Source organism: Streptomyces sp. KL109B (assembly GCF_030766935.1).
Classification (GTDB): Bacteria; Actinomycetota; Actinomycetes; order Streptomycetales; family Streptomycetaceae; genus Streptomyces.
This window is the reverse complement of the sequence record NZ_JASERL010000003.1, coordinates 685,016-706,685: the sequence shown is the minus strand read 5'-3', so window position 1 is coordinate 706,685 and position 21,670 is coordinate 685,016. Positions and strand designations below refer to the sequence as shown.

The 21,670-nt window shown below is 73.0% G+C and carries 9 protein-coding genes, 1 tRNA gene and 1 riboswitch; all 10 genes read right to left on the bottom strand.

Annotated features, from left to right (window positions below):
• Positions 1–81 precede the first annotated feature (81 nt).
• The 10 genes from RBJ65_RS14615 to RBJ65_RS14570 all read right to left on the bottom strand — a co-directional run bounded on the left by RBJ65_RS14615 (position 82) and on the right by RBJ65_RS14570 (position 21,595).
• Positions 82–1,134, bottom strand: coding sequence for a M23 family metallopeptidase (locus RBJ65_RS14615; RefSeq protein ID WP_372341457.1), 1,053 nt, complete (start codon positions 1,132–1,134; stop codon positions 82–84).
• A gap of 7 nt (positions 1,135–1,141) precedes the next feature.
• A riboswitch (cyclic di-AMP (ydaO/yuaA leader) is annotated at positions 1,142–1,318 on the bottom strand.
• Positions 1,319–1,510: 192 nt separating this feature from the next.
• Positions 1,511–2,641, bottom strand: a complete 1,131-nt coding sequence (locus RBJ65_RS14610) for a PP2C family protein-serine/threonine phosphatase (protein WP_306323696.1) — start codon at positions 2,639–2,641, stop codon at positions 1,511–1,513.
• Positions 2,642–2,793: 152 nt separating this feature from the next.
• Positions 2,794–2,867: transfer RNA gene (locus RBJ65_RS14605), tRNA-Met, on the bottom strand.
• Positions 2,868–2,940: 73 nt separating this feature from the next.
• Complete coding sequence (locus RBJ65_RS14600) at positions 2,941–4,167, bottom strand: alginate lyase family protein (RefSeq protein ID WP_306323697.1); 1,227 nt, start codon at positions 4,165–4,167, stop codon at positions 2,941–2,943.
• 178 nt (positions 4,168–4,345) lie between these two features.
• Positions 4,346–5,380, bottom strand: a complete 1,035-nt coding sequence (locus RBJ65_RS14595) for a beta-ketoacyl-ACP synthase 3 (RefSeq protein WP_306323698.1) — start codon at positions 5,378–5,380, stop codon at positions 4,346–4,348.
• On the bottom strand, positions 5,377–5,646 hold the full coding sequence (locus tag RBJ65_RS14590) for an acyl carrier protein (protein ID WP_306323699.1): 270 nt from the start codon (positions 5,644–5,646) through the stop codon (positions 5,377–5,379). Before RBJ65_RS14590 ends, RBJ65_RS14595 begins: the two co-directional genes overlap by 4 nt.
• Positions 5,643–7,424, bottom strand: coding sequence for a fatty acyl-AMP ligase (locus tag RBJ65_RS14585; protein WP_306323700.1), 1,782 nt, complete (start codon positions 7,422–7,424; stop codon positions 5,643–5,645). Before RBJ65_RS14585 ends, RBJ65_RS14590 begins: the two co-directional genes overlap by 4 nt.
• Positions 7,425–7,485: 61 nt before the next feature.
• A complete protein-coding gene (locus RBJ65_RS14580) occupies positions 7,486–8,685 on the bottom strand; it encodes a cytochrome P450 (RefSeq protein ID WP_306323701.1) in 1,200 nt (399 codons plus the stop codon).
• A gap of 32 nt (positions 8,686–8,717) precedes the next feature.
• Positions 8,718–13,808 (bottom strand): thioester reductase domain-containing protein, encoded by a 5,091-nt coding sequence (locus tag RBJ65_RS14575; protein ID WP_306323702.1) that lies wholly within the window; start codon positions 13,806–13,808, stop codon positions 8,718–8,720.
• A 56-nt stretch (positions 13,809–13,864) separates the two neighbouring features.
• Complete coding sequence (locus tag RBJ65_RS14570; protein WP_306323703.1) at positions 13,865–21,595, bottom strand: SDR family NAD(P)-dependent oxidoreductase; 7,731 nt, start codon at positions 21,593–21,595, stop codon at positions 13,865–13,867.
• Positions 21,596–21,670: the final 75 nt, after the last annotated feature.

The following is a 21,670-nucleotide window of genomic DNA, read 5'->3' as shown; positions in this document are numbered from 1 at the left end:
CGGTATTCCGTCCCCCGCCTCCCTACGCGGAACCTCGCGAAATCCCGCGGAACCCCGCGGAACCCGCGGAACCCGCGGAACTCAGAACGAGAGCCCCTTGCCGCGCAGCCAGGACGCCGGGTCGACGCCGGTGGACTGCCCGTCGGGGTGCACCTCCAGGTGCAGGTGCGGTCCGGTGACATTGCCGGTGGCGCCCACGCGGCCGATGACGTCACCCGTCGTGACCTTCTGGCCCGCGCTGACATTGAGCGAGGACTGGTGGCAGAACCACAGCTCGGTGCCGTCGTCGAGGGTGAGCACCGTGCGGTACCCGTACGCGCCCGCCCAGCCGGCCTCCGTGATCGTGCCGGAGTGGATGGCGCGGATCGGCGTACCGGTGGAGGCCGCGAAGTCGAGGCCCGTGTGGTAGCCGGAGGACCACATGGAGCCGGGCTGACCGAAGGTGCCGGAAATCGTGTACGAGGCGACGGGGAGCTTGAAGCTGGCGGCGAGCTTGCGCAGCCGCTCGGCCTCCGCCTTGCGGCGGGCCTCCGCCTCGGCCTTCTTCTTCTCGGCGAGCGCCTTGGCCTTGGCGGCGTCCTGCTTGGCGGCGGCCTCTTCGGCGGCGGCCTTCGCGGCTGCCTCCTCCGCGGCCTGCTTCGCGGTGGCGTCGGCCGCGTCCTGCTGGGTCTCGGCCTGCTGCATGATGCGGGCCCGCAGCGCCTCACCGGCGCCGGACTGCCCTTCGGCGGCCTCGGCCTGGGTGACACCGGCGCCGCTCAGCGGGGAGGCCGTGGCGCCGGAGCCAGAGTCGGAGTCCGAGCCGTCGGATATCAGGGAGCCCACGCCCGGCAGCGACTTGGCCTCGGGCAGCGAGTCCTTGACCGCCGACAGATCGGGCATGGAGATGTGGACCGGCGGCTTGCCGCCCTGCGCGGTGGCGATGCCACCCGCGCCGACGGCGGCGATCACGCCGACGCCCAGAACCGTGGAGCTGCGTGCGAGTCCGCCGCGCTGACGCGCGACGCGGTGCCTGCCGCGGACGGGGGAGACGGATTCCTCGGTGGGGTTCCACTCCTCCCAGGTCTCCTGCTCGGCTCCGATGTGATCCTCGGGGCCGTAGAAGAACTCGGGGGCAGGCCGGTTCGACGCCACTGGGGCGCTCTCCTTTCCTTCCTTCGCCGACCGGGTTAGCTGACGGGTTCGGAGCAGGAAGGTCTCCTACGAGCACCCCTGAGACAGGAATCCTGAGACAGGAATCCTGAGACAGGAAGAGTGCCCGATTCACCCCAAGTTGGTGGTTCCCCGGTTCCCTTGCGGGATTGAGCGTGTGCGCACGGAGCCGACTCTTGTGACGGCTGGGACGACCGCGCTGCGTTATCGAACGTTAATAGACAGCAGACAGTAATTCCAAGCGCTTCCCACTGATCGTTCACGACTTTGGCCTGGACTTAACCATCCAAGAACGGGCAGAACGGGTCGACTTGGTTGACGGCCGGAGGAGACCCCCTCCCTGACGGTTCGTCAATTGTTATGCGGAGAGTGACGACCGTCGTACGGCGAGCAGCGCCATGTCGTCCCTCGACCCGCCCCCGGTGTGCGCGCGCACCTCTTCCGCGAGCGCCGCGAGGAGTTCCTCGGGCCCCGGGAAGACGCGCCCGGAGAGCCGGACCGCCGGATCGTAGAAACGGCCACCGGCGTCGCGCGCCTCGGAGAGCCCGTCGGTGTAGAGCAGCAGCGTCGCCGCGGCCGGGAACTCCGCCTCGGTGGCCCGGTCGGGCCAGCTGCCGAGTTCGCCCATGCCGAGCGGCAGCGCCGCCTCGCACGGGCCGAGTTCGCGTACGGTGCCGTCGCCGAGCAGCAGCAGCGGCGCGGGGTGGCCGCGGTTGAGGACGCGGACGCGCTCGACGCCGTGCGGGATCTCGGCGAGCACCGCGGTGGTGAAGCCCTCGAAGTCGTCGATGCCGCTGCGCCGGTTGCCCTCACGGGCCAGCGCCCGCTCCAGGCGCTGGGCGACCGCCTCCAGGGAGCCCTCCTGCTCGGCGGCCTCCCGGAACGCGCCGATGACGACGGCGACCGCGGCGACCGCGCCCATGCCCTTTCCGCGTACGTCGCCGACGATGATCCGGACGCCGTGCGGGGTGTCCTGCACCGCGTACAGATCACCCCCGATGAACGCGTCGGCCTGCGCGGCCTCGTAGCGCGCCGCGATCACGCATCCGCCGAGCCGCCCGGCCGGCACCGGCAGCACCGCCAACTGCGCGGCCTGGGCGATCTCGCGGGCCGATGCCAGCTGCTCGTAGCCGCGGCGCACGATCCGGTTGAGCAGGCAGGCCAGCAGGCAGACGGTGGCCACGGTGACGATCTCGGTGACGAACACGGAGTCGAGGCTGCTGGTGAAGCGCAGGTGCACGGCGACGATCGCGGCGATCGACACGACGCCGACCAGGACCGTCGCGCCGAGCGAGAAGAAGGGGGCGGCCACCAGCGGCGCCGCGCTGAACAGGGGGGCGCCGGGGAAGCCGCTCGGGGTGGCGTACTCGTAGATCGCGCCGCCGACGACGAGCAGCAGGGGCAGGGCCCGGAGGAAGAGCCGGGTGCTCGGCGCCTCGGACGGCTGCCGCCGCCGTCTGCCCCTGCTTCCTCCTTCTCGCTGCCCCACCACTCGTCTCCTGCCGCGTCCCTGCCCGCTTCCGGCGTCTCACCAAGAGTTCCCGCACGGGGGCGCGGGGGCGAGCAGGGGTGGGCCGTACGGGTGGACACACAAATAAGCAGAGGCCGGAATCTCGATGAGATTCCGGCCTCTGCCGTTAGTAGCGGGGACAGGATTTGAACCTGCGACCTCTGGGTTATGAGCCCAGCGAGCTACCGAGCTGCTCCACCCCGCGCCGTTGTGTTCACAACTGTACGCCATCAGGGGGAGTGAACGCGAATCGCTTTACGCGGCCCCTGCCACGGGCCTCATGCGGACGTGGCGTGCGTGAGCGTCTCCCACGCCACGAAGAGGTCGTCGGTGCCCTCCGGACGCTGCGCGCGCGTGAGCTTCTCGGTCTGCGGGAGGTCCATCTTCAGCCGCCCCTGGAGGTGCTGGAGCCCCACCTCCGTGTCGGGCCCCATGTCCCTTCGCACCTTCCCGCCGCACAGCCATGCCGGGGCCTTCGCGCCGAGCTGGTACTTGGAGTGGAATTCGAGGGCGGCGGCGAGCCGGTCCTTCACCTCGCCGTACAGGTCGACGCCCTGGTGCCAGGCGGTCTCGGCCATGTGGGAGGTGGCGGCGAGGGAGTAGCTGGCGTGCTTGAAGTTGCGGCAGGTCTCCTGGGCGAGCCCGTCCTTGAAGGTCTTCTGCCCGAACCAGTACGTCCGCAGTTCCTCCGGGCTGTCGATGCCGCCGCCCTTCGGCTTCACCGGCAGCTTCCCGTCGGACGACAGGTAGAAGTACGCGGGGACGCGGGCGCGGAAGTGCCGGACGGCCTGGTCGAAGGCGGACTGGTCGTTGAGGTAGACGCCCATGCTCATGGTGGCGTCGGCCATCACCAGGTCCCAGTTGCCGTTGAAGTCGGCGGAGCCGCCGCGCACTTCGGGGAGGTACGCCTCGCGCAGCATCCGCTGGAACTTCAGCTCCTGGCCGTCGGGCCAGTCCTTGTACGTGTACTGCATCAGCTCGGCGGCCTTGGCCCAGGAGGTGCCGGCCCAGGCGGCCTGGAGTCCGGCGTTGTCGGCGGTGTGGCCTGTGACCTTGTCGGCCCAGGCGTCCATGATCTCGACGGCCTTGGCGGCGTGCGCCTTGTCGTGGGTGAGGTTCCACAGGAGGGCCTGGGTGTACGCGGCGATGGCGTCCTCGCGCTCCTCCACGCAGCCCTGGCCCGCCTTGGCGTCGAAGGGGCACTCCACGGTCGCGTACGGCTTGGCCTCGTAGTCGGGGTCGGCGTACTTGCTGCCGCTCATCTCCTTGTACGCGGAGAGCCACGGCTGCTGTTTACGGGTCACGTGGTCGCGGGCGGCGGCCAGTTGGGCCTTGCCGACGAGGACGCCGGGGTGGGTGAAGGGGGCGCCGGAGGGGCGGTGTTCGGGGTGGGCGCCGACGTCGGCGTCGGTCCGGGTGGCGGCGCCGCACGCGGTCGCGGCCACCATCAGCAGGGGGACGAGGCCCCCCAGAAGTACACGTCGCGTCCGTGCGCCGCCTGCCATGCCCACACCTCCGGTCGGATCACTGGCAGCCTGACGCCCACGGGACGGTGGCGCAGGATCTGTTGCGCCGGTCGGGAACGGGCCACCGCGCGCGGCCGGGCCTCCGCGAGACCCCGGCACCGCCGGACCGGCCCCGGCTCCCGAGCGCGCGGGAGGCGGGGCGGGGCGGGGTCCGGTCCTAGGGGTGGGTGGGGGCGAGGTTCACGACCTGGCCGGCGTAGGCGAGTCCGGCGCCGAAGCCGAAGAGGAGGACGTCGCCGCCTTCTCGTAGTTCGCCGCGTTCCGACATGCGGGAGAGGGCCAGCGGGATGGACGCGGCCATGGTGTTGCCGGTGTGCGTGACGTCGCGGGCGACGGGCGCGGCGGCGTCGAGTTGCAGCCGGTCGGCGATCGCCGTGACGATCCGCAGGTTGGCCTGGTGCGGCACGAAGGCCGCCAAGTCCCCCGGTTTGACGCCCGCGTTGTCGCAGATCTCCGCGGCGACGCCGCCGAGGCCCACGGCCCAGCGGTAGACGGCGCGCCCCTCCTGGCGCAGCACCCGCAGCTCCGGGTCGATGGTGATGAGGTCGCCGCGCTCCCCGATGCTGCCCCACACCACCGGGCCGACGGCCCTGCGCTCGTGCGGCAGCACCACGGCCGCGCCCGCGCCGTCCGCGAACAGCACCGCGGTGTCCCGGTCGGTCCTGTCGAGCCAGTCGCTGGACTTGTCGGCGCCGACGACGAGCACGCCGCCGCTGGTGCCCGCGCGGATCAGGGCGTCCGCCACGGCCAGCGCGTGACAGAAGCCCGCGCAGGCGTTGTTGAGGTCGAAGGCGGCGGGCCGGTCGAGTCCGAGCCGGGCCGCCACCCGCGAGGCGACGGTCGGCATGGTGGACTCGGCGCTCGCGGTCGCCACGATCACCGTGTCGACGGCCCCGGCCGCGCCCTCGTAGCGGGGGTCCGCGCGCAGGTGGTCGAGCGCGTGCCGGGCGGCGGCGGTCGCCATGTCGGCGACCGTCTCGTCGGGGCCCGCGATCCTGCGCTCCCGGATGCCGGTCCTGGTGGCGATCCACTCGGCGTCCACGGCGAGCCGTTCGGCGACTTCCTCGCTGGTCAGCACCGTGTCCGGCAGGTGGTGGCCGAGGGCGACGATGCGGCTGCCGGGGGCGGGGCGCGGATCCGGGGCCATGTCCGGGGCCATGTCCGGGGCCGGGTCCGGCGTCGGGGGCGTCACTGGCGGGCGACGTACGCCGCCGCGTCCGCGATCGTCGGGTACTCGTAGACCATGGTCGCCGGTATCTGCCGGCCGCTGAAGTCCTCCAGTTCCGCGGCCAGTTCGACGACCTGGACGGAGGACAGGCCCAGGTCGCGGAAGACGGCGTCCTGGGACACCTCGTCGGGGGCGACCTTGAGGAGTTCGGCGACCCGCGTCGTCATGAAGGTACGCAGCCGGCGTTCGGTCTGCTTGATGGCGGCGGGGGTCGTGGTGGGTGTGCTCATCGCTGCGCGTCCTTTGTGTCGAGGGTCGGGGCGGGGGTGTCCGTGGCGTACGCGCCGCGCAGGTACGCGGCGCGGCAGGCGTGCCGCTGCACCTTTCCGCTGGAGGTCTTGGGCACGGCGTGCGGGCCGACGAGGACCACGTCGTCCACGGTGATGCCGTGCTCGGCCGCGATCGCGGAGCGCACCGCGCGGCCGACCTCGGCCTCCTTGGCGGCCACCGCGTCGGCGTCGCCGGTCGCCTTGCGGGCGGCGGCCACGACGACGAGCCGTTCGGCGCCGCCGTCGGCGTCCTCCACGGCGAAGGCGGCGACATAGCCGGAGCGCATCGCCGGGTGCGCCTCCTCGGCCGTCAGCTCCAGGTCCTGCGGGTAGTGGTTGCGGCCGCCGACGATGATCAGGTCCTTGCGGCGCCCGGTGACGTACAGCTCGCCGTTGTGCAGGAAGCCGAGGTCGCCGGAGCGCAGGTAGGGGCCGCCGCCTCCGCTGACGGGCTTCGCGGCGAAGGTCTCCGCCGTCAGGTCGGGCTTGTTCCAGTAGCCGGAGGGGAGGTCGGGGCCGCCGATCCAGATCTCGCCGACCCGGCCCTGCTCCAGGGGCTCGGCGGTGTCCGGGTCCACGATCAGGACCTCGCGGTCCTGCCAGGTGAACCCGCTGCTGACGAGGGTCCGAGCGGTATCGGACGACTCCGTCGGCTCGGCGCGGCCCGCGCGCAGCGCCTCCTCGTCGACGGTGAGCCGCGTCGGGGTGTCCCAGGGGCTGCCGCCGGTCACCAGGAGCGTCGCCTCGGCGAGCCCGTAGCAGGGGTAGGCGGCGGCCGGGTCGAAGCCGTAGGGGGCGAAGCGGTCGGCGAACTCGCGCAGCGTGCGCTCCCGTACGGGCTCCGCGCCGTTGTACGCCACCCGCCAGCTGCTCAGGTCGAGGCCCTCGCAGTCGGCCTCGCGGATCCGGTTCACGCACATCTCGAACCCGAAGTTGGGGCCGCCGCTGGACGCGGCGCGGAAGTCGGAGATGGCGCGCAGCCAGCGCACCGGCCGCTTGATGAACGTCATCGGCGACATCATCACGGAGTGGCCGCCCACCCACAGCGGCTGGAGGACGTTCCCGATGAGGCCCATGTCGTGGAACATCGGCAGCCAGCCGACCCCGACGAGCCCCTCCTCGTGCCCGAACGCCTCCCGGATCGACTCCTCGTTGTGGGCGAGCGCCCGGTGCGGGACGGTCACGCCCTTCGGCAGCGAGGTGGAGCCGGAGGTGTACTGGAGGAACGCGATGTCGTCGGCCTCCGGGCGGTGCGCGAGCGGCCCGCCGCCGTCTCCGGCCTCCCGCAGCCCGGCCACCGAGGTCCACCAGGCGTCCGCCAGCTCCGGCACCATGCCGCGGACGGCCGCCGCCTCGTCGGGGCCGAGCGGGGTGATCACCGCGGCCGGTTCGCAGTCCGCGGCGATCGACCGCAGCGTCCGCATCCGCTGCTGGGAGTCGCCGGGCATCGGCGGGTACGCGGGTACGGCGATGACTCCGGCCCGCAGACAGCCAAGGAACGCGGGGATGAAGTCGGCGCCCTCCGGCAGGAGCAGCAGCGCCCGCTGCCCCGGCCGCAGCCGGGTGCGGAGCCCGGTGGCGACACGGTGGATCTCGGCGTGCACATCGCCGTACGAGAGGGTGGCCTGCTTGCTGCCGTCGTCGGCGATGAAGGTGTAGGCGGGAGCGGACGGCTGCCGTTCGGCATGCCGCTCGAACCGGTCGAGCAGCACCGTGGGCGAAGAGGTCGTGGTGGTCATGAAGGTCCCCCAAGTGGTGTGGTCGGCGCGAAGGCTCAGGGCGAGGACTCGGCTCGAAGGCTCAGTGCGAGACGAGGAGGGGCATGCGCGCGATGCCGTACGAGCCCTGCCAGGTGCGGAACTGGGGCGCCTCGGCGGGGTCGAGGCGGAACCGGTCGAGGTGGGTGTAGTAGGTGCGGAACGCGGTCTCGGCGAGCAGCCGGGACAGCGCGGCGCCCGGGCAGAAGTGCGGTCCCGCGCCGAAGCCCATGTGGCTGCCCTTGTTGGGCCTGTCGAGGTCGAAGACGTCGGGGTTCTCGAACTGGCGCGGGTCGCGGTTGGCGGAGCCGATCAGGACGTGCACCAACTCGCCCTCGGGGATGGTGGTTCCGTGCAGTTCGACGTCGGTCTTCGCACGGCGCAGCAGCCACTGCGTGGGGCTGTAGAGGCGCAGGTACTCCTCGATGAACGCGCCGGTGAGCTCGGGCTCCTGGCGCAGCCGACGCGCCAGGTCCGGGTCGCTCAGCAGCATGTGCATGCCGCCGCCGAGCAGGTTCATGGTGGTCTCGTGCCCGGCGGCGACGAACGACCAGGCCATGGTGACCAGTTCGTCACGGGTCAGGTCGCCCTCCTCGTGCTGGGCGACCAGCTCGCCGAGGATGTCCTCCTTGTTGGGCTGCCCCTTGCGGGCGCGGGCCAGCTGCTCCATGTAGCCGCCGAACTCCATCAGGTCCTCGAAGAAGCCGGGCGCCTCCTCCGGGTCCATGCCGGCGGCGACCGCGAAGGCGTTCATCACCGCCTGCGACCAGCGGCGCAGGTCCGCCTTGCGGTCGAGGGGGATGCCGAGCATGCCTCCGACGATGCGCAGCGGCAGGGCCGTCGTGAACGTCTCCACGAACTCCACGCGGTCCTGCTTGAGGACGTCGTCCATGATCTCGTCGACGATGCTCTGCACCCAGTCGCCGAGCGTGCGCACCAGACGGGCGTTGAACGCCCGGTTGGCCATGTGCCGCAGCCGGGTGTGCTCGGGGGCGTCCCGGTTCACCAGCATCGGGAGGTTGAGGTAGTCCTCCTGCCGGATCTGCGAGGAGAACTGCTTCTTGTCGCGCAGGGCGAGCGATACGTCCTCGTACCGGCTCAGCATGTAGAAGTCGCTGCCGTCCCAGCTGCCCTGGCGGACGTGGTGGACGGGCGCCTCGTCGCGCAGCTGCGCGTACAGCGGCCACGGGTTGAGCCGGTACTCGGTGCTGGTGAGGTCGATGTCGAGGGGGGCGGTGGTCATGGGTGAACTCCTGTGTGGGGTGGGGCGGTTCGTCAGGCGGCGGGTGCCGCGGGTGGGTCGACGAAGCCCTCCGCGATGAATCCGCGCAGATACGTGGCGATCAGCTCGCCGTCCAGCGGCGGGCAGTGCACTCCGGTCCCGGCGAGGGCTTCCTCGGTGCGGGCCGCGTCGGACAGCGGGAGCCGCACATGGTCGACCGTGTCGTTGAGGAAGGGGGCGAGGCCGAGCAGCGCCATGGTCCCGGAGCTGCGCCCCGTGACCTGCGCCTTCCACTCCTCGAACGGCATCCGCCGCAGCGGGTAGCCGAACTCCTCGACGTGGTCGAAGAACTCGGACCAGGCCAGCGGCGCGCCGTTGACCAGGTGGAAGGTCCGGCCGTCGAGTTCGGGGCGCGCCGACAGTTCCACGACGGCCGCCGCCACGTAGTCGATCGGCGCCGGCTGCACCGGCATCCGCACCTCGTCCGGCGCGATGCCCGCCTCTATGCAGCCCTTGAGCATCATGCACAGGTGGTCGAGGCGGTTGAAGGTGCCGGTGCGGCTGTGCCCGCCGGTGTTGATCCGGTGGATGGTGACGGGCACGCCGCGCTCGTGGGCGGTGCGGATCATGTGCTCCGCGACCCACTTGCTCTGCGCGTACCCGACGGCGAGCGGCCCGCTGTCGAGCAGCTCGTCCGACTCCCGTACGAGATCGGCGGTGTACTCGGTCGAGGAGAACACCCCGACGGTCGAGATGAAGTGCACGGGCCGCACCGCTCCGACGGTCGCGAGCCGCAGCACCTCACGGGTGCCGTCGACGTTGGCGGGCGCCAACTTCCCGTACGGATACGTCCACTTGACCATGCCGCCGCAGTGCAGGATCGAGCCGACGCGGGCGTGCAGCGCGGCGAAGTCCTCGTCGTCGAGCCCGAGCTTCGGGCTCACCAGATCCCCGACGACCGGGACGACGCGGTCGTGGTGCCGCCGCGCCACGTCGAGGCCGTGCGCCGCGAGATTGTCCAGGATCCGCCGCAGCCCGTGCGCCTCGTCCTCGGCGCGCACCAGGCACAGGACGTCTCCGGTGCGGCGTTCGAGCAGTTCGGCGAGGAGGAACGCCCCGACGAACCCGGTGGCTCCGGTGAGGAGGGTGGCGTCGGGCGCGGCACCGTCCGGTTCGCGTGTGGCGGTTGCCTTGATGCCCTCGTCCAGCTCCGCCAGCCTCACCATGTCGCCGACCGCCATGGTCTTCGGCCGCCGCTGCCTTTCAAGCCCCTGCGGCGATGGCCGCATTTCAGGCCCCGACGCCGATGACCGCATTTCAAGCCCCGGCGCCGATGGCCGCATTTCAAGCCCCTGCGGCGATTGAGCAGCGGGGTCCGGGGCGGAGCCCCGAGTCGCCAACCCCGGCTCGGGCTTCACCGGGATCCCGCCGCCCACGACCTCGTCCGCAACCCACCCCGCCAGCTCGCGCAGCCCCTCCGCCTCGAACAGTGCCTCCAGCGGAATGGAAACCCCCAGGTCCCGCTCCACGTCCGTCTTCAACTCCGCCATCATCAGAGAATCGGCGAGGTCGATCACGGGCACGTCCTGCCGCACCTCGCCGGGCACGGCCCCCAGAACCCGGGCCAGCAACCCCGTGAGGTGCGCGAGCACGGCCCGCTCGCGCTCCTCGGCGGGAGCCGCCGCGAGGGCGGCAACGTCCGGCGCACCGCTCGGCGACCGCTCGCCCGCGGGCCGCGGCGGCGTACCGAGCCGGGCCAGCAGCTCCGGCGACACGGGCCGGAACGACACGCCACGCAGCTCCGCCACCACGGTCCCGTCGGCAGCGGCGAGCGTGATGTCACCGGACAACGTGTCCCGCTGCGCCTCGCGCAGGACGGCCGCGCACTCCAGTTTCTCCAGCGTCTCCAGGGCGTCGGGGCGGTGCACGGTCATCGACTCGTACCCGGTGCCGAGCCGCACCGGACGGCCGTCCCAGCCGTCCGCCTCCCCGTATCCGGCCGCTACCGCGACGAGCTGTACGCAGGCGTCGAGCAGCAGCAGTTCGGGCCGTACGCCCGCCACGACGCCGGCCGCGTCGGCGGCGGGCGGTACGAGGCTCGCCACGGCCGCGCCGGGCCCTCGGCGGGCGCCGGTGACGAGGCGGAAGCTGGGGCCGAGCTCGAAGGACGGGTGCCAGGCCTGCCGGTAGAAGTCACCGTCGGCGATGGGCTGTTGGCACTGCTCTCGAACTACGTCGACACCGCCACCTTCACCCGGTGCCGTATCCGTATCCGTCTCGGCGACGACCCGCGTGGTGAGGTGCAGCTGCCACCCGCCCTCGGCGTCGGCACTGAAGACGCGGGCCTCGGCGCCTTCGGACGTGGGTGGCCCGATGACGACCTGGACGGACGCCTCGTCGTGGTCGCCGACCGTCAACGGCCGCGACAGGGCCAGCCGCTCGATCCGGACCGGCCGCCCGCCGAACGCCTCCGCCGCACACCGCAGGACCAGTTCCAGATGTACGACACCGGGCACGACGAGCCGCCCGTGCACCCGGTGTTCCGCGAGGAAGGGCAGGTCGGCGAGGGACAGCCGGGTCTCACCGATGGTGTCGCCGGTGGCCGACCGCAGGATCCTGGGCCGCAGCGCGACCCCGTCGTCACCGACGACCGCGCGGCGCGCCGCCGTCGCGGTCCCGTCGGCGGAGCCGGGGAGGGCCCAGTGGGTGCGGCGCTGGAAGGGGTAGGCGGGCAGGGCGGGCAGCCGGGCGGGGCGCGGACCGCTGACGCGCGCCCAGTCCACGGGGGCGCCCGCACGCCAGAGTCGGGCCACGGTCGCGAGCGGCCTCCCGTAACCAGAACCGGCACCGGCCCCCAACTCGACTACGAGGTCCGCCCGTTCACTCAGCGCCGCGCGCATCGCAGCGGCCGTGGGCACGGGCGCGGTCCCGCCGTCCTCCCGCAACCAGTAGTCGGCGGTGGCCAGCTCCTTGGCGATGAGCCTGCCGTCGGAGTCCGGCATGAACCCGGCGCTTGGCAGGCGCAGTTCGATGCCGTCCAGCACCTTCGCGCGCGCTGCGGAGTCGGTTCCCGCGAGAGCGAGGCGTGCGCCGTCGGCGGGGCTGAAGACACCGGCGAGCGCGGCGGCGGCGCAGGCACCGACGCCGTGGCCGGTCACGATGTCGGGCCGCACCCCGAGGGACTCCCAGTAGGCACCGAGACCGACGGCGGCGAGATACGTCGCGAACTCGGCGGCCGCGACATCGGCCTCCGCCTCCTCCGCCTCCTCCGCCTCGGGGCCGGCCCCCGTGAGCGCGATCAGGGCCCGCGCCACCACGGGGTGACCGTCGGTCTCCCGCACGACGGCATCCACAGCGGCGGCCACCGCCTCCACCTCCGGGTACAGCCCCCGGAGCGCCCCGGCGAGCCGGCTGCCCTGCCCCGGCACGAGGAAGGCGAGCCGGGGCGGATTGGACGGGGCCGGAACGTGCGTGTCGGCGACCGTGGCGGCGATGTGCGCGAGCTGCTCGGCGAGTTCGCCCGGCGTGGCGGCGACGGCGGTGGCCCGGTGCGCCAGGTCGGCGCGGGCGGTGTTCGCGACGTAGGCCAACTCCCGTACAGAACACGCCCCTTCATTCGCTACGGAGGCCAATTGCGCGGCAACTGCCCGCAGCGCGGCGGGGGTGTGCCCGGCGACCTTCACGACGACCGGCCCCTCGGAAGCGGGTGCGGTGTCCGGCTCGCCGGCAGGTTCGGGCGCGGTCAGCACCACGTGCGCGTTGGTGCCGCCGAACCCGAACGACGACACCCCTGCCGCCCGCTCCGGATCCGCCCACTCGACGGCCTGCGTAGGAATCGACACCGGAAGCTCGTCCCAGTCGATGTGCGGGTTGGGCGAGTCCAGGTTCAGTTGCGGCGGGATCGTGCCGTGGTGCAGCGTCAACACCGTCTTGATCAGCCCGGCGATCCCCGCCGCCGCCTCCAGATGCCCGATGTTCGTCTTCACCGACCCCAGCCGCAACGGCTGGTCCTCCGACCGCCCGGCGGCCAGCACCTGCGCAAGCGCCCGCACCTCGATCGGATCCCCCAGCGGAGTCCCCGTCCCGTGCGCCTCGACGTAACCGACCGCCGCCGGGTCGACTCCCCCGGCCTCCAACGCCCGCCGGATCACGTCCTGTTGGGCAGCGGCATGAGGAACGGTCAGCCCTGAACTCTTGCCGTCCTGATTGACCGCCGTCCCCCGGATGACGGCCAGGACCTCACGCCCCTCCGCCCGCGCCCGGGACAGCGGCTGCAACACCACAACACCGCAACCCTCACCCCGCACATACCCGTCCGCACCCGCGTCGAAGGTCCGGCACTGACCACTCGGCGACAACATCCGCGCCTTCGACAACGCCACCGTCGTCCCCGGCGCGAGCAGCAGATTCACCCCACCCACCAACGCAGACGAGCACTCACCACCACGCAGCGCCTGCACCGCCAAATGCAGCGCCACCAGCGACGACGAACACGCCGTGTCCGTCACCAGACTCGGACCCTGCAACCCCAAGCTGTACGAGAGCCGGTTCGCCGCGAAATTCTGCGAACCCCCCACCGCCGTATACGCGTCCAACAACGCCGGATCATTCCCCGCAGCCGTCAACCGCTCATAGTCACTGCCACCCATCCCCACGAACACACCCGTCGCCGACCCCCGCAACGAATCCGGCGCGATCCCCGCATGCTCCAACGCCTCCCACGCCACCTCCAACACCAACCGATGCTGCGGATCCACCGCCGCCGCCTCCCGCGGCGCGATCCCGAACAACGCCGCATCAAACTCCGCGACCCCCTCCACAAACCCGCCATGCCGGCTGTACGTCGCCCCCGGCACCTCCGGATCCGCATCGAAGAACCGCTCCAACGACCAACGCCCCGACGGCACTTCACCAATGCCTGACCGGCCCTCGACCAGCGCATCCCAAAAGGCAGCCGCACCGTCCCCACCACCCGGGAACCGGCAGCCCACCCCCACCACCGCGATCGGCTCGGTCATCGCCTCCCTGGCCTCGTTGGCCTCGGCGGCCTCGGCGCGGGCGGCCTTCAGCTCGACCAGGGCGCGCCGGAGGATGCCGGAACGATCGTTGGTGTCATCGGAGTTGCTCGAAGTGGCGGTCGTCATGCTCTCTCCTGCGCGGGGCGTACTGGTGGCTGACCTCTTGGGACCACTCACGGGCTCTACTTCTCCAACTCTTCGCCGAGGAGCCGAAGAAGCTCCTCCTCCGACATCTCGTCGTCCATCCCGTCGGCCTCGGCCTCGGCCTCGGCTTCTGTCGCCCCGCCGTCCGGCACGGGAACGACCTCGTCGAGCAGATAGCCCGCGAGCGCCGCGACCGTCGGGTGCTCGAACGCCGCCGTGGCGGGCAGCCGGACGCCGAGGACCGACTCCAGGCGGACCTTCAGTTCCACGCTGGTGATCGAGTCCATGCCGGACTCGAAGAAGCCGAAGTCGCGGCCCAGTTGGGCACCGTCGTCGCGGCCGAGCGCCGCGGCCGTCTCGCGCTGGACGAGGTCCTCGACCAGCTGCCTGCGGACCGGCCCGGGTGCCCCGGCCAGTTCCTCCAGGAACGCCCGGTCCACTCCGTCCCCGGCCGATGCCGAGGTCCGCGCCGCCGTGTCCAGGAGTTCCAGGAGCGGGCGGCGGCGCTTGGCCTCGAGCACCGGCCGGAACCTGCCCCAGTCGACGGGGGCGACCGTCATCTGGCGGTGGTCGCCGCCCACGAGGCGGTCGAGTGCCGCGAAGGCGATGTCGTCGGGCAGTACGTGCAGGCCCATCGACTCGAAGTAGCCGACGTGCTCGGCGGAGACCAGGTCGCTGCCCGACCACCAGCCCCAGTTGACCGCGAGGCCCGGCAGTCCGCGGCGGGCCCGGTCGTGGGCCATCGCGTCGAGGAAGTAGTTGGCGGCGGCGTAGTGCCCGGCGAGCGCCGAGCCCCACACCGAGGACGCGGAGGAGAACATCAGGAGGAAGTCCAGTTCCGCGAGGCTCGTCAGCGCGTCGAGGACGAGCGTGCCCTCGACCTTGGCGCGCAGCACGGCACGTAGCCGCTCCTGGTCCATGTCGCGTACGGCGCACGGTTCGAAGACGCCGGCTGCGTGCACGACGCCGCGCACCTGCGGCCAGGCGACGTCGGGGGCGTCGAAGACGGCCGCCATGCCGTCCGCGTCCGCGACGTCGACGGCCGGGCAGTGCACCGTGGCGCCCGCCGCGCGCAGCGCCTCGACGGCGGTCACCGCCGGGTCGTCGGGGTCGTCCGGGAGCGGGCGCCGCCCGGTGAGGACCAGGTGCCGGGCGCCGTGGTCGACGAGCCACCGCGCGATCCGCAGGCCGAGCGCGCCCCGGCCGCCGGTGACGACGTACGTGCCGTCCGCGCCGATCGGCAGCGAATCGCGCGGCTCCAGCCGCTCGGCCGCGCGCAGCCGGGCGACCCGGCGGGTTCCGGCCCGCCAGGCGATCTGGTCCTCGCCGTCGGCGCGCAGCACCTCGGCGACGACGGCGGCGGCCTCCGCGTCCAGGCCGTCCGAGCCCGCGTCGTCAGGTGCGTCCGCGTCGAGGTCGATCATGCCGCCCCACACCTCCGGGTGCTCCAGGGCGACGACGCGGCCGAGTCCCCATACGGGCGTGTGCGTGGGCACGACGCGCGCCCCGGCCGCACCGGTCGCGCCGCGCGTCACCAGCCACAGCTGGGGAGCGGCGGCCCCGCCATCGGGCGCGGTGAGGGAGCGGGCGGCGGCCAGCAGCGGTTCGGTGGAGAGGGCGATCGCGGCGTCCAGTTCAGGACCCGGTGTGCGTACGTCGGGCGCGTCGAGCGTCCCGCAGTGCACGAGGCCCCGCACGGCGCGGCCGTCGAGCAGCCGCTCCAACGTGGCCGGATCGCTCGCCTGCTCGGGCGTGAGCAGGTGGCAGTCGCCACCGGCGGCCGTCAGCTGGGCCGCCGCCCGCTCCGCGACACCGCGCCCGTCCGCCACGAGCACCCAGTCGCCCTCCGCGGACTGCCCTGCGGCGGGCGGGAGTTCGGCCGGATGCCAGTCGATGTCGTACGTGTTCTCGGCGAGCGCGGCCGTCATGTCGTCGGCGCCCTTCGCCCCGGCCGCATCGGCGCCCTTCGCCACCGGCTCCGCCGTGGGCGCGGCGGGCAGCCAGTGCCGCTGCCGCTGCCACACGGGTCCGGGCAGCGCGGCGTGTGCCGCGTACTGCGGCTGCACGGACTCGTGCACGAGGTCGTAGCCCTGGACGTGCAGGGCGCCGGCCGCGTCGAGGAGGGTCGTACGGCTGTCGGCTCCGGCGCGCATCGAACCGAGCACGGTCAGGCCCTCCGTGCGCCCGTCCAGGGACTGGGCGGCGGCGGAGCGCAGCACGGCGTGCGGGCCGATCTCGACCACGGTGGTGTGCGCGTCCGCGCGGGCGGCGGCGCGGATCGCGTCGCGGAACCGTACGGGCCGCACCAGGTTGGCGCACCAGTAGTCGACGTCGAACGCGTCCGGCTCGGCGAGTTCGCCGGTGACCGTCGAGTAGACCGGCACGGCCGTGGGGTGCGGCGCGGGCAGGTGGTCGAGGGCCCGCGCGAGGTCGTCCCGTACGGAATTCATCCACGGGCTGTGGAAGGCGTACTCGGTCTGGATGACCGCCCACGGCGCCCGGCGCTCGCGGACCTTCGCCCCGACCTCGTCCAGGGCCGCGCGGTCCCCGGCGAGCACCGTGCCGACCGGCGAGTTGACGGCGGCGACGCACAGGTCGGTCCCGTACGGGGCGATCAGCTCGGCGGCCTGTTCGGCGGAGAGGCCCGCGGCGGCCATCGCGCCACGCCCCCGGGTCGCGGCCATCACCTCGCCGCGGCGCACCGCGATCTCGACGGCGGTGTCCAGGTCGAGGGCGCCCGCGGCGTACGCGGCGGCGACCTCGCCGACGCTGTGCCCGACCACCGCGTCCGGCCGCACGCCCCACGTCCGCCACACCTCGGTCAGCGCCGCCTGCACGGCCAGTACGGCGGGCTGGGCGACGGCGGTGTCCGAGAGCCGGGAGTCGGTGTCGTCGGCGGTGAGCTGGTCGAGGAGCGACCAGCCGGCGAGCCGCCGCACCAGCGCGTCGCAGTGCCGCAGCACGGGTTCGGCGACCGGGTCGGCGAGCAGCGCGCGCCCCATGCCCGACCACTGGCAGCCCTGCCCGCTGTACGCGAAGACGAGCCGCCTGCGGTCCGCGGGGACCACGCTGCCCCGGTGCAGGCCGGTGGCCCGCTCGCGTCCCAACGCCTGCGCCGCGTCCCGCGCGGACGGGGCGACCACGGCCGTACGCCACGGCAGATGGTCACGGCCGAGCGCCGCGCTCCGGGCGATCCCGGCCCACACCACCGGGCCGTCGCCGTCGTCCGTGGCCGCGTTCAGGAAGGCGCGGTACGCCGTGTCGTTGGCGTCACGGGTCTGTTGCGTACGGCCGGAGAGCACGAGCAGTTCGGCACGCGGGGCCGGGGTGTCCGCGGGGGCCGGACCCGTGGCGGGGGCCGGCGCCTCGCCGAGGACGACATGGGCGTTGGTGCCACTGAACCCGAAGGACGAGACGCCCGCGACCCGCCGGTCGTCGGCCGACCGCTTCCAGTCGGTGAGCCCGGTGGGGACCTCGACCGGGAGGGTGTCCCACTTCAGGTGCGGGTTGGGCTCGTTGAAGTGCAGGTGGGCGGGGATCTGCTGGTGGTGCAGGGAGAGCGCCACCTTGATCAGGCCGGAGATGCCGGCGGCGGCCTCCAGGTGCCCGATGTTCGTCTTGACCGAGCCCACGCTCAGCGGAGCCGGAGCCGGAGCCGGAGCCGGAGCCGGGGCCGTGGCCGCGGCCTGCGCGCCGCCACCGCTCTCCGGGCGGAACACCTCGGCCAGGGCCCGCAGTTCCATCGGATCACCGAGCGGAGTACCGGTGCCGTGCGCCTCGACGTAGTCGACGGACCCGGCGTCGATCAGGCCGTCGCGCAGCGCCGCGCGGATGACGTCCTGCTGGGCCTGCCCGTTGGGCACGGTCAGGCCCGCGCTGCGGCCGTCCTGGTTGACGGCGGAGCCGTGCAGCACGGCCCAGATCCGGTCACCGTCGGCCTGCGCGTCGGACAGCCGCTTGAGGACGACGGCGCCGCAGCCCTCGCCGCGTCCGTAGCCGTCGGCGGTGGCGTCGAAGGTCTTGCAGCGGCCGTCGGGCGACAGGGCGCCGAGCTTGGCGAGGCTGATGGTGGTGCCGGGCGCCAGCATCAGGTTCACCCCGGCGACGACCGCCAGGTCCGACTCCCCCGACCGCAGGCTGCGGGCGGCGAGGTGCGCGGCGACGAGCGAGGAGGAGCACGCGGTGTCCACGGCCATGCTGGGGCCCTGGGCGCCGAGCAGGTAGGACAGCCGGCCCGCGGCGACGCTGAAGGTGTTGCCGGTGGCCTGGTAGGGGTCGATGGCGGCGGTGCCGCCCGCCGTCAACAACTGCATGTAGTCGGAGGTGTTGATGCCCACGTACACCGCGGTGGTGGAGCCGGAGAGCCGCGCGCTGGTGCAGCCGGCGTCCGCAAGGGCCTCGGAGGCGACTTCGAGGAGCAGCCGCTGCTGCGGGTCCATGGCGCGGGCCTCGCGGTGCGAGATGCCGAAGGCGTCGGCGTCGAACTCGTCCACGGGCCCGTTCAGGAAGCCGCCCCGGTAGGTGTACGCCTTGCCGGGCGCGGCCGGGTCCGGATCGTAGAACGCCTCGCGGTCCCACCGGTCCTCGGGAACGGCGGACGTGCCGTCGCGGCCCTCGCTCAGCAGCTTCCAGTACGCGTCCAGGTCGTCGGCGCCGCCGGGGAACCGGCAGCCCATCCCGACGATGGCGAGGGGTTCCGTGGCGTCCCTCGGTGCCGTGGGCGCCTCGGCGGCGGGGGCCGCTCCCGGCTCCAGGTCGGCGAGGTAGGTGGCGAGCCGCTGGAGCGTGGGGTGCTCGAAGACGGCCGTGGTCGGGACCTCGCGGCCCAGCTCGCGTTCGAGCCGGACCCGGAGGTCGACGACCATGGCGGAGGTGAGGCCGAGCTCGAACAGGCCGGTGTCCGAGTCGAGTTCACCGGCCGCGACGACCTGCTCGCTCGCCATCAGCGCGGTCAGCTCACGGCGCAACCAGGCCACCAGCTCGGCGACCTGCGCGTCCCGGTCACCGCTGCTCGCAGCGCGGGCGGCACGTACGGGAGCCGGGGACGCCGGGGCCGGGGCCGGGCGCGCGGCCTTGGGCGTCGCCGCGCGCGGCAGGGGCGCCGCCGCCTCGGGACCGCCCTCGGGCAGCCAGAACGTCTGGCGCTGGAAGGGGTACGTGGGAAGGCTCGGCAGCCGGGCGGGGCGGGGCCCGTTCACCCGGGACCAGTCCACCGGAACGCCCTCGCGCCACAGCCGCGCGACGGACTCCAGCAGACGCCCGTACGAGGAGTCGGCCCCCGGGGACACCGACGGCAGAGCCACCACCGGCCGGTTACCCGCGGCGGAGCCGACGTGCCGCAGCAGCCCGCCGGGACCCAGCTCCACGACGACGCGGGTGCCGTCCTCCAGCAGGGTGCGGGCCGCGTCCGCGAACCGCACGGCCTCACGGGTGTGCCGCACCCAGTACTCGGCCGTGGTCACTTCGGGCCCCGCGAGCGCCCCCGTACGGTCGGATACGAACTCGACCTCCGGCTCCCGCAGTTGGAGCTGCCCCAGTGCCTCCGCCAGCGGCGCGAGCACCGGCTCCAGCTGCGCGGAGTGGAAGGCGTGCGAGACCCGGAGCGGAATCGCGCGGACGCCGTTCCCGGAGAGTTGTTCCAGCACCCGCGTGAGCTCCGGCTTCGGCCCCGAAAGGACGGTCTCCCGGGGCCCGTTGAGGGCGGCGATCTCGACCGTTCCCTCGTCGACCTCCGCGATCCCGGACAGCCGGCCCGGCTCGCACAGCACGGCGGCCATGCCCCCGGCGCCCTCCGGCAGCGTGGCCATCAGCTCGGCCCTGGCGGCGACGAGGCGCGCGCCGTCGGCGGGGCTGAAGACACCGGCGAGCGCGGCGGCCGCATAGGCGCCGACGCTGTGCCCGGTCACGATGTCGGGCCGCACCCCGAGGGACTCCCAGTACGCGCCGAGCGCGATCGCGGTGAGGTACGTCGCGAGCTGCGCGGTCCCGGTGTGGGCGAGCGCCTCCTCCGCCTCGGCCCCGGGCTCGGTGAGCACGCCCAACGCCCGCGTGACGGCGGGGTGTTGACCGGTCTCCGCGACGATCGCGTCGACGGCCGCGGCCACCGCCTCCACCTCCGGGTACAGCCCCCGGAGCGCCCCGGCGAGCTGGGCGCCCTGCCCCGGCACGAGGAAGGCGACGCGGGGCAGGTTGGACGGGGTGGGCGCGTGCGTGTCGGGGGTGCCGGCCGCGATACGACCGAGCTGCTCCGTGAGTTGGCCGGGGGTGGCGGCGACGGCGGTGGCCCGGTGCGCGAGGTCGGCGCGGGCGGTGTTGGCCGCGTAGGCGATCTCGTGCGGGGTGTGGCGCTGCGCCGCGTCTGCCAGTTGCTCGGCTCCGGCCCGCAGCGCGGCGGGGGTGTGCCCGGCGACCTTCACGACGACCGGCCCCTCGAAGGCGGGAGCGGTGTCCGGCTCGCCGGCAGGCTCGGGCGCGGTCAGCACCACGTGCGCGTTGGTGCCGCCGAACCCGAACGACGAGACCCCCGCCGCCCGCTCCGGATCCGCCCACTCGACGGCCTGCGTAGGAATCGACACCGGAAGCCGGTCCCAGTCGATGTGCGGGTTGAGGGAATCCAGGTTCAGGTGCGGCGGGATCGTGCCGTGGTGCAGCGTGAGCACCGTCTTGATCAGCCCGGCGATGCCCGCCGCGGCCTCCAGATGCCCGATGTTCGTCTTCACCGACCCCAGCCGCAACGGCTGCTCGTCCGACCGCCCTGCCGCAAGCACCTGCGCAAGCGCCCGCACCTCGATCGGATCCCCCAGCGGCGTCCCCGTCCCGTGCGCCTCCACGTAACCGACCGCCGTCGGGTCGACCCCGGCGACCTCCAACGCCCGCTGGATGACCTCCGTTTGGGCCGGTCCGCGCGGCGCCGTGAGGCCATTGCTGCGCCCGTCCTGGTTGACGGCGGTGCCCCGGATGACGGCCAGGACCTCACGCCCCTCCGCCCGCGCCCGGGACAACGGCTGCAACACCACAACCCCGCAACCCTCACCCCGCACATACCCGTCCGCACCCGCGTCGAAGGTCCGGCACTGACCACTCGGCGACAACATCCGCGCCTTCGACAACGCCACCGTCGTCCCCGGCGCGAGCAGCAGATTCACCCCGCCCACCAACGCGGACGAGCACTCACCACCACGCAGCGCCTGCACCGCCAAATGCAGCGCCACCAGCGACGACGAACACGCCGTGTCCGTCACCAGACTCGGACCCTGCAACCCCAAGCTGTACGAGAGCCGGTTCGCCGCGAAATTCTGCGAACCCCCCACCGCCGTATACGCGTCCAACAACGCCGGATCATTCCCCGCAGCCGTCAACCGCTCATAGTCACTGCCACCCATCCCCACGAACACACCCGTCGCCGACCCCCGCAACGAATCCGGCGCGATCCCCGCATGCTCCAACGCCTCCCACGCCACCTCCAACACCAACCGATGCTGCGGATCCACCGCCGCCGCCTCCCGCGGCGCGATCCCGAACAACGCCGCATCAAACTCCGCGACCCCCTCCACAAACCCGCCATGCCGGCTGTACGTCGCCCCCGGCACCTCCGGATCCGCATCGAAGAACCGCTCCAACGACCAACGCCCCGACGGCACTTCACCAATGCCTGACCGGCCCTCGACCAGCGCATCCCAAAAGGCAGCCGCACCGTCCCCACCACCCGGGAACCGGCAGCCCACCCCCACCACCGCGATCGGCTCGGTGTTTCCCCCATGCGCAGGCATGCTTCCTCCAGCAGAAAGGCACGTCACCGCGCATTGGTGCGCGCGGCGACGTGCCACCGGGTGCGATCAAGTACC

Coding starts and splice junctions, on each gene's coding strand:
- RBJ65_RS14600 (WP_306323697.1), bottom strand. CDS start 4,167: ATGGCAGGCGGCGCACGGACGCGACGTGTACTTCTGGGGGGCCTCGTC.
- RBJ65_RS14590 (WP_306323699.1), bottom strand. CDS start 5,646: ATGAGCACACCCACCACGACCCCCGCCGCCATCAAGCAGACCGAACGC.
- RBJ65_RS14585 (WP_306323700.1), bottom strand. CDS start 7,424: ATGACCACCACGACCTCTTCGCCCACGGTGCTGCTCGACCGGTTCGAG.
- RBJ65_RS14580 (WP_306323701.1), bottom strand. CDS start 8,685: ATGACCACCGCCCCCCTCGACATCGACCTCACCAGCACCGAGTACCGG.
- RBJ65_RS14575 (WP_306323702.1), bottom strand. CDS start 13,808: ATGACGACCGCCACTTCGAGCAACTCCGATGACACCAACGATCGTTCC.
- RBJ65_RS14570 (WP_306323703.1), bottom strand. CDS start 21,595: ATGCCTGCGCATGGGGGAAACACCGAGCCGATCGCGGTGGTGGGGGTG.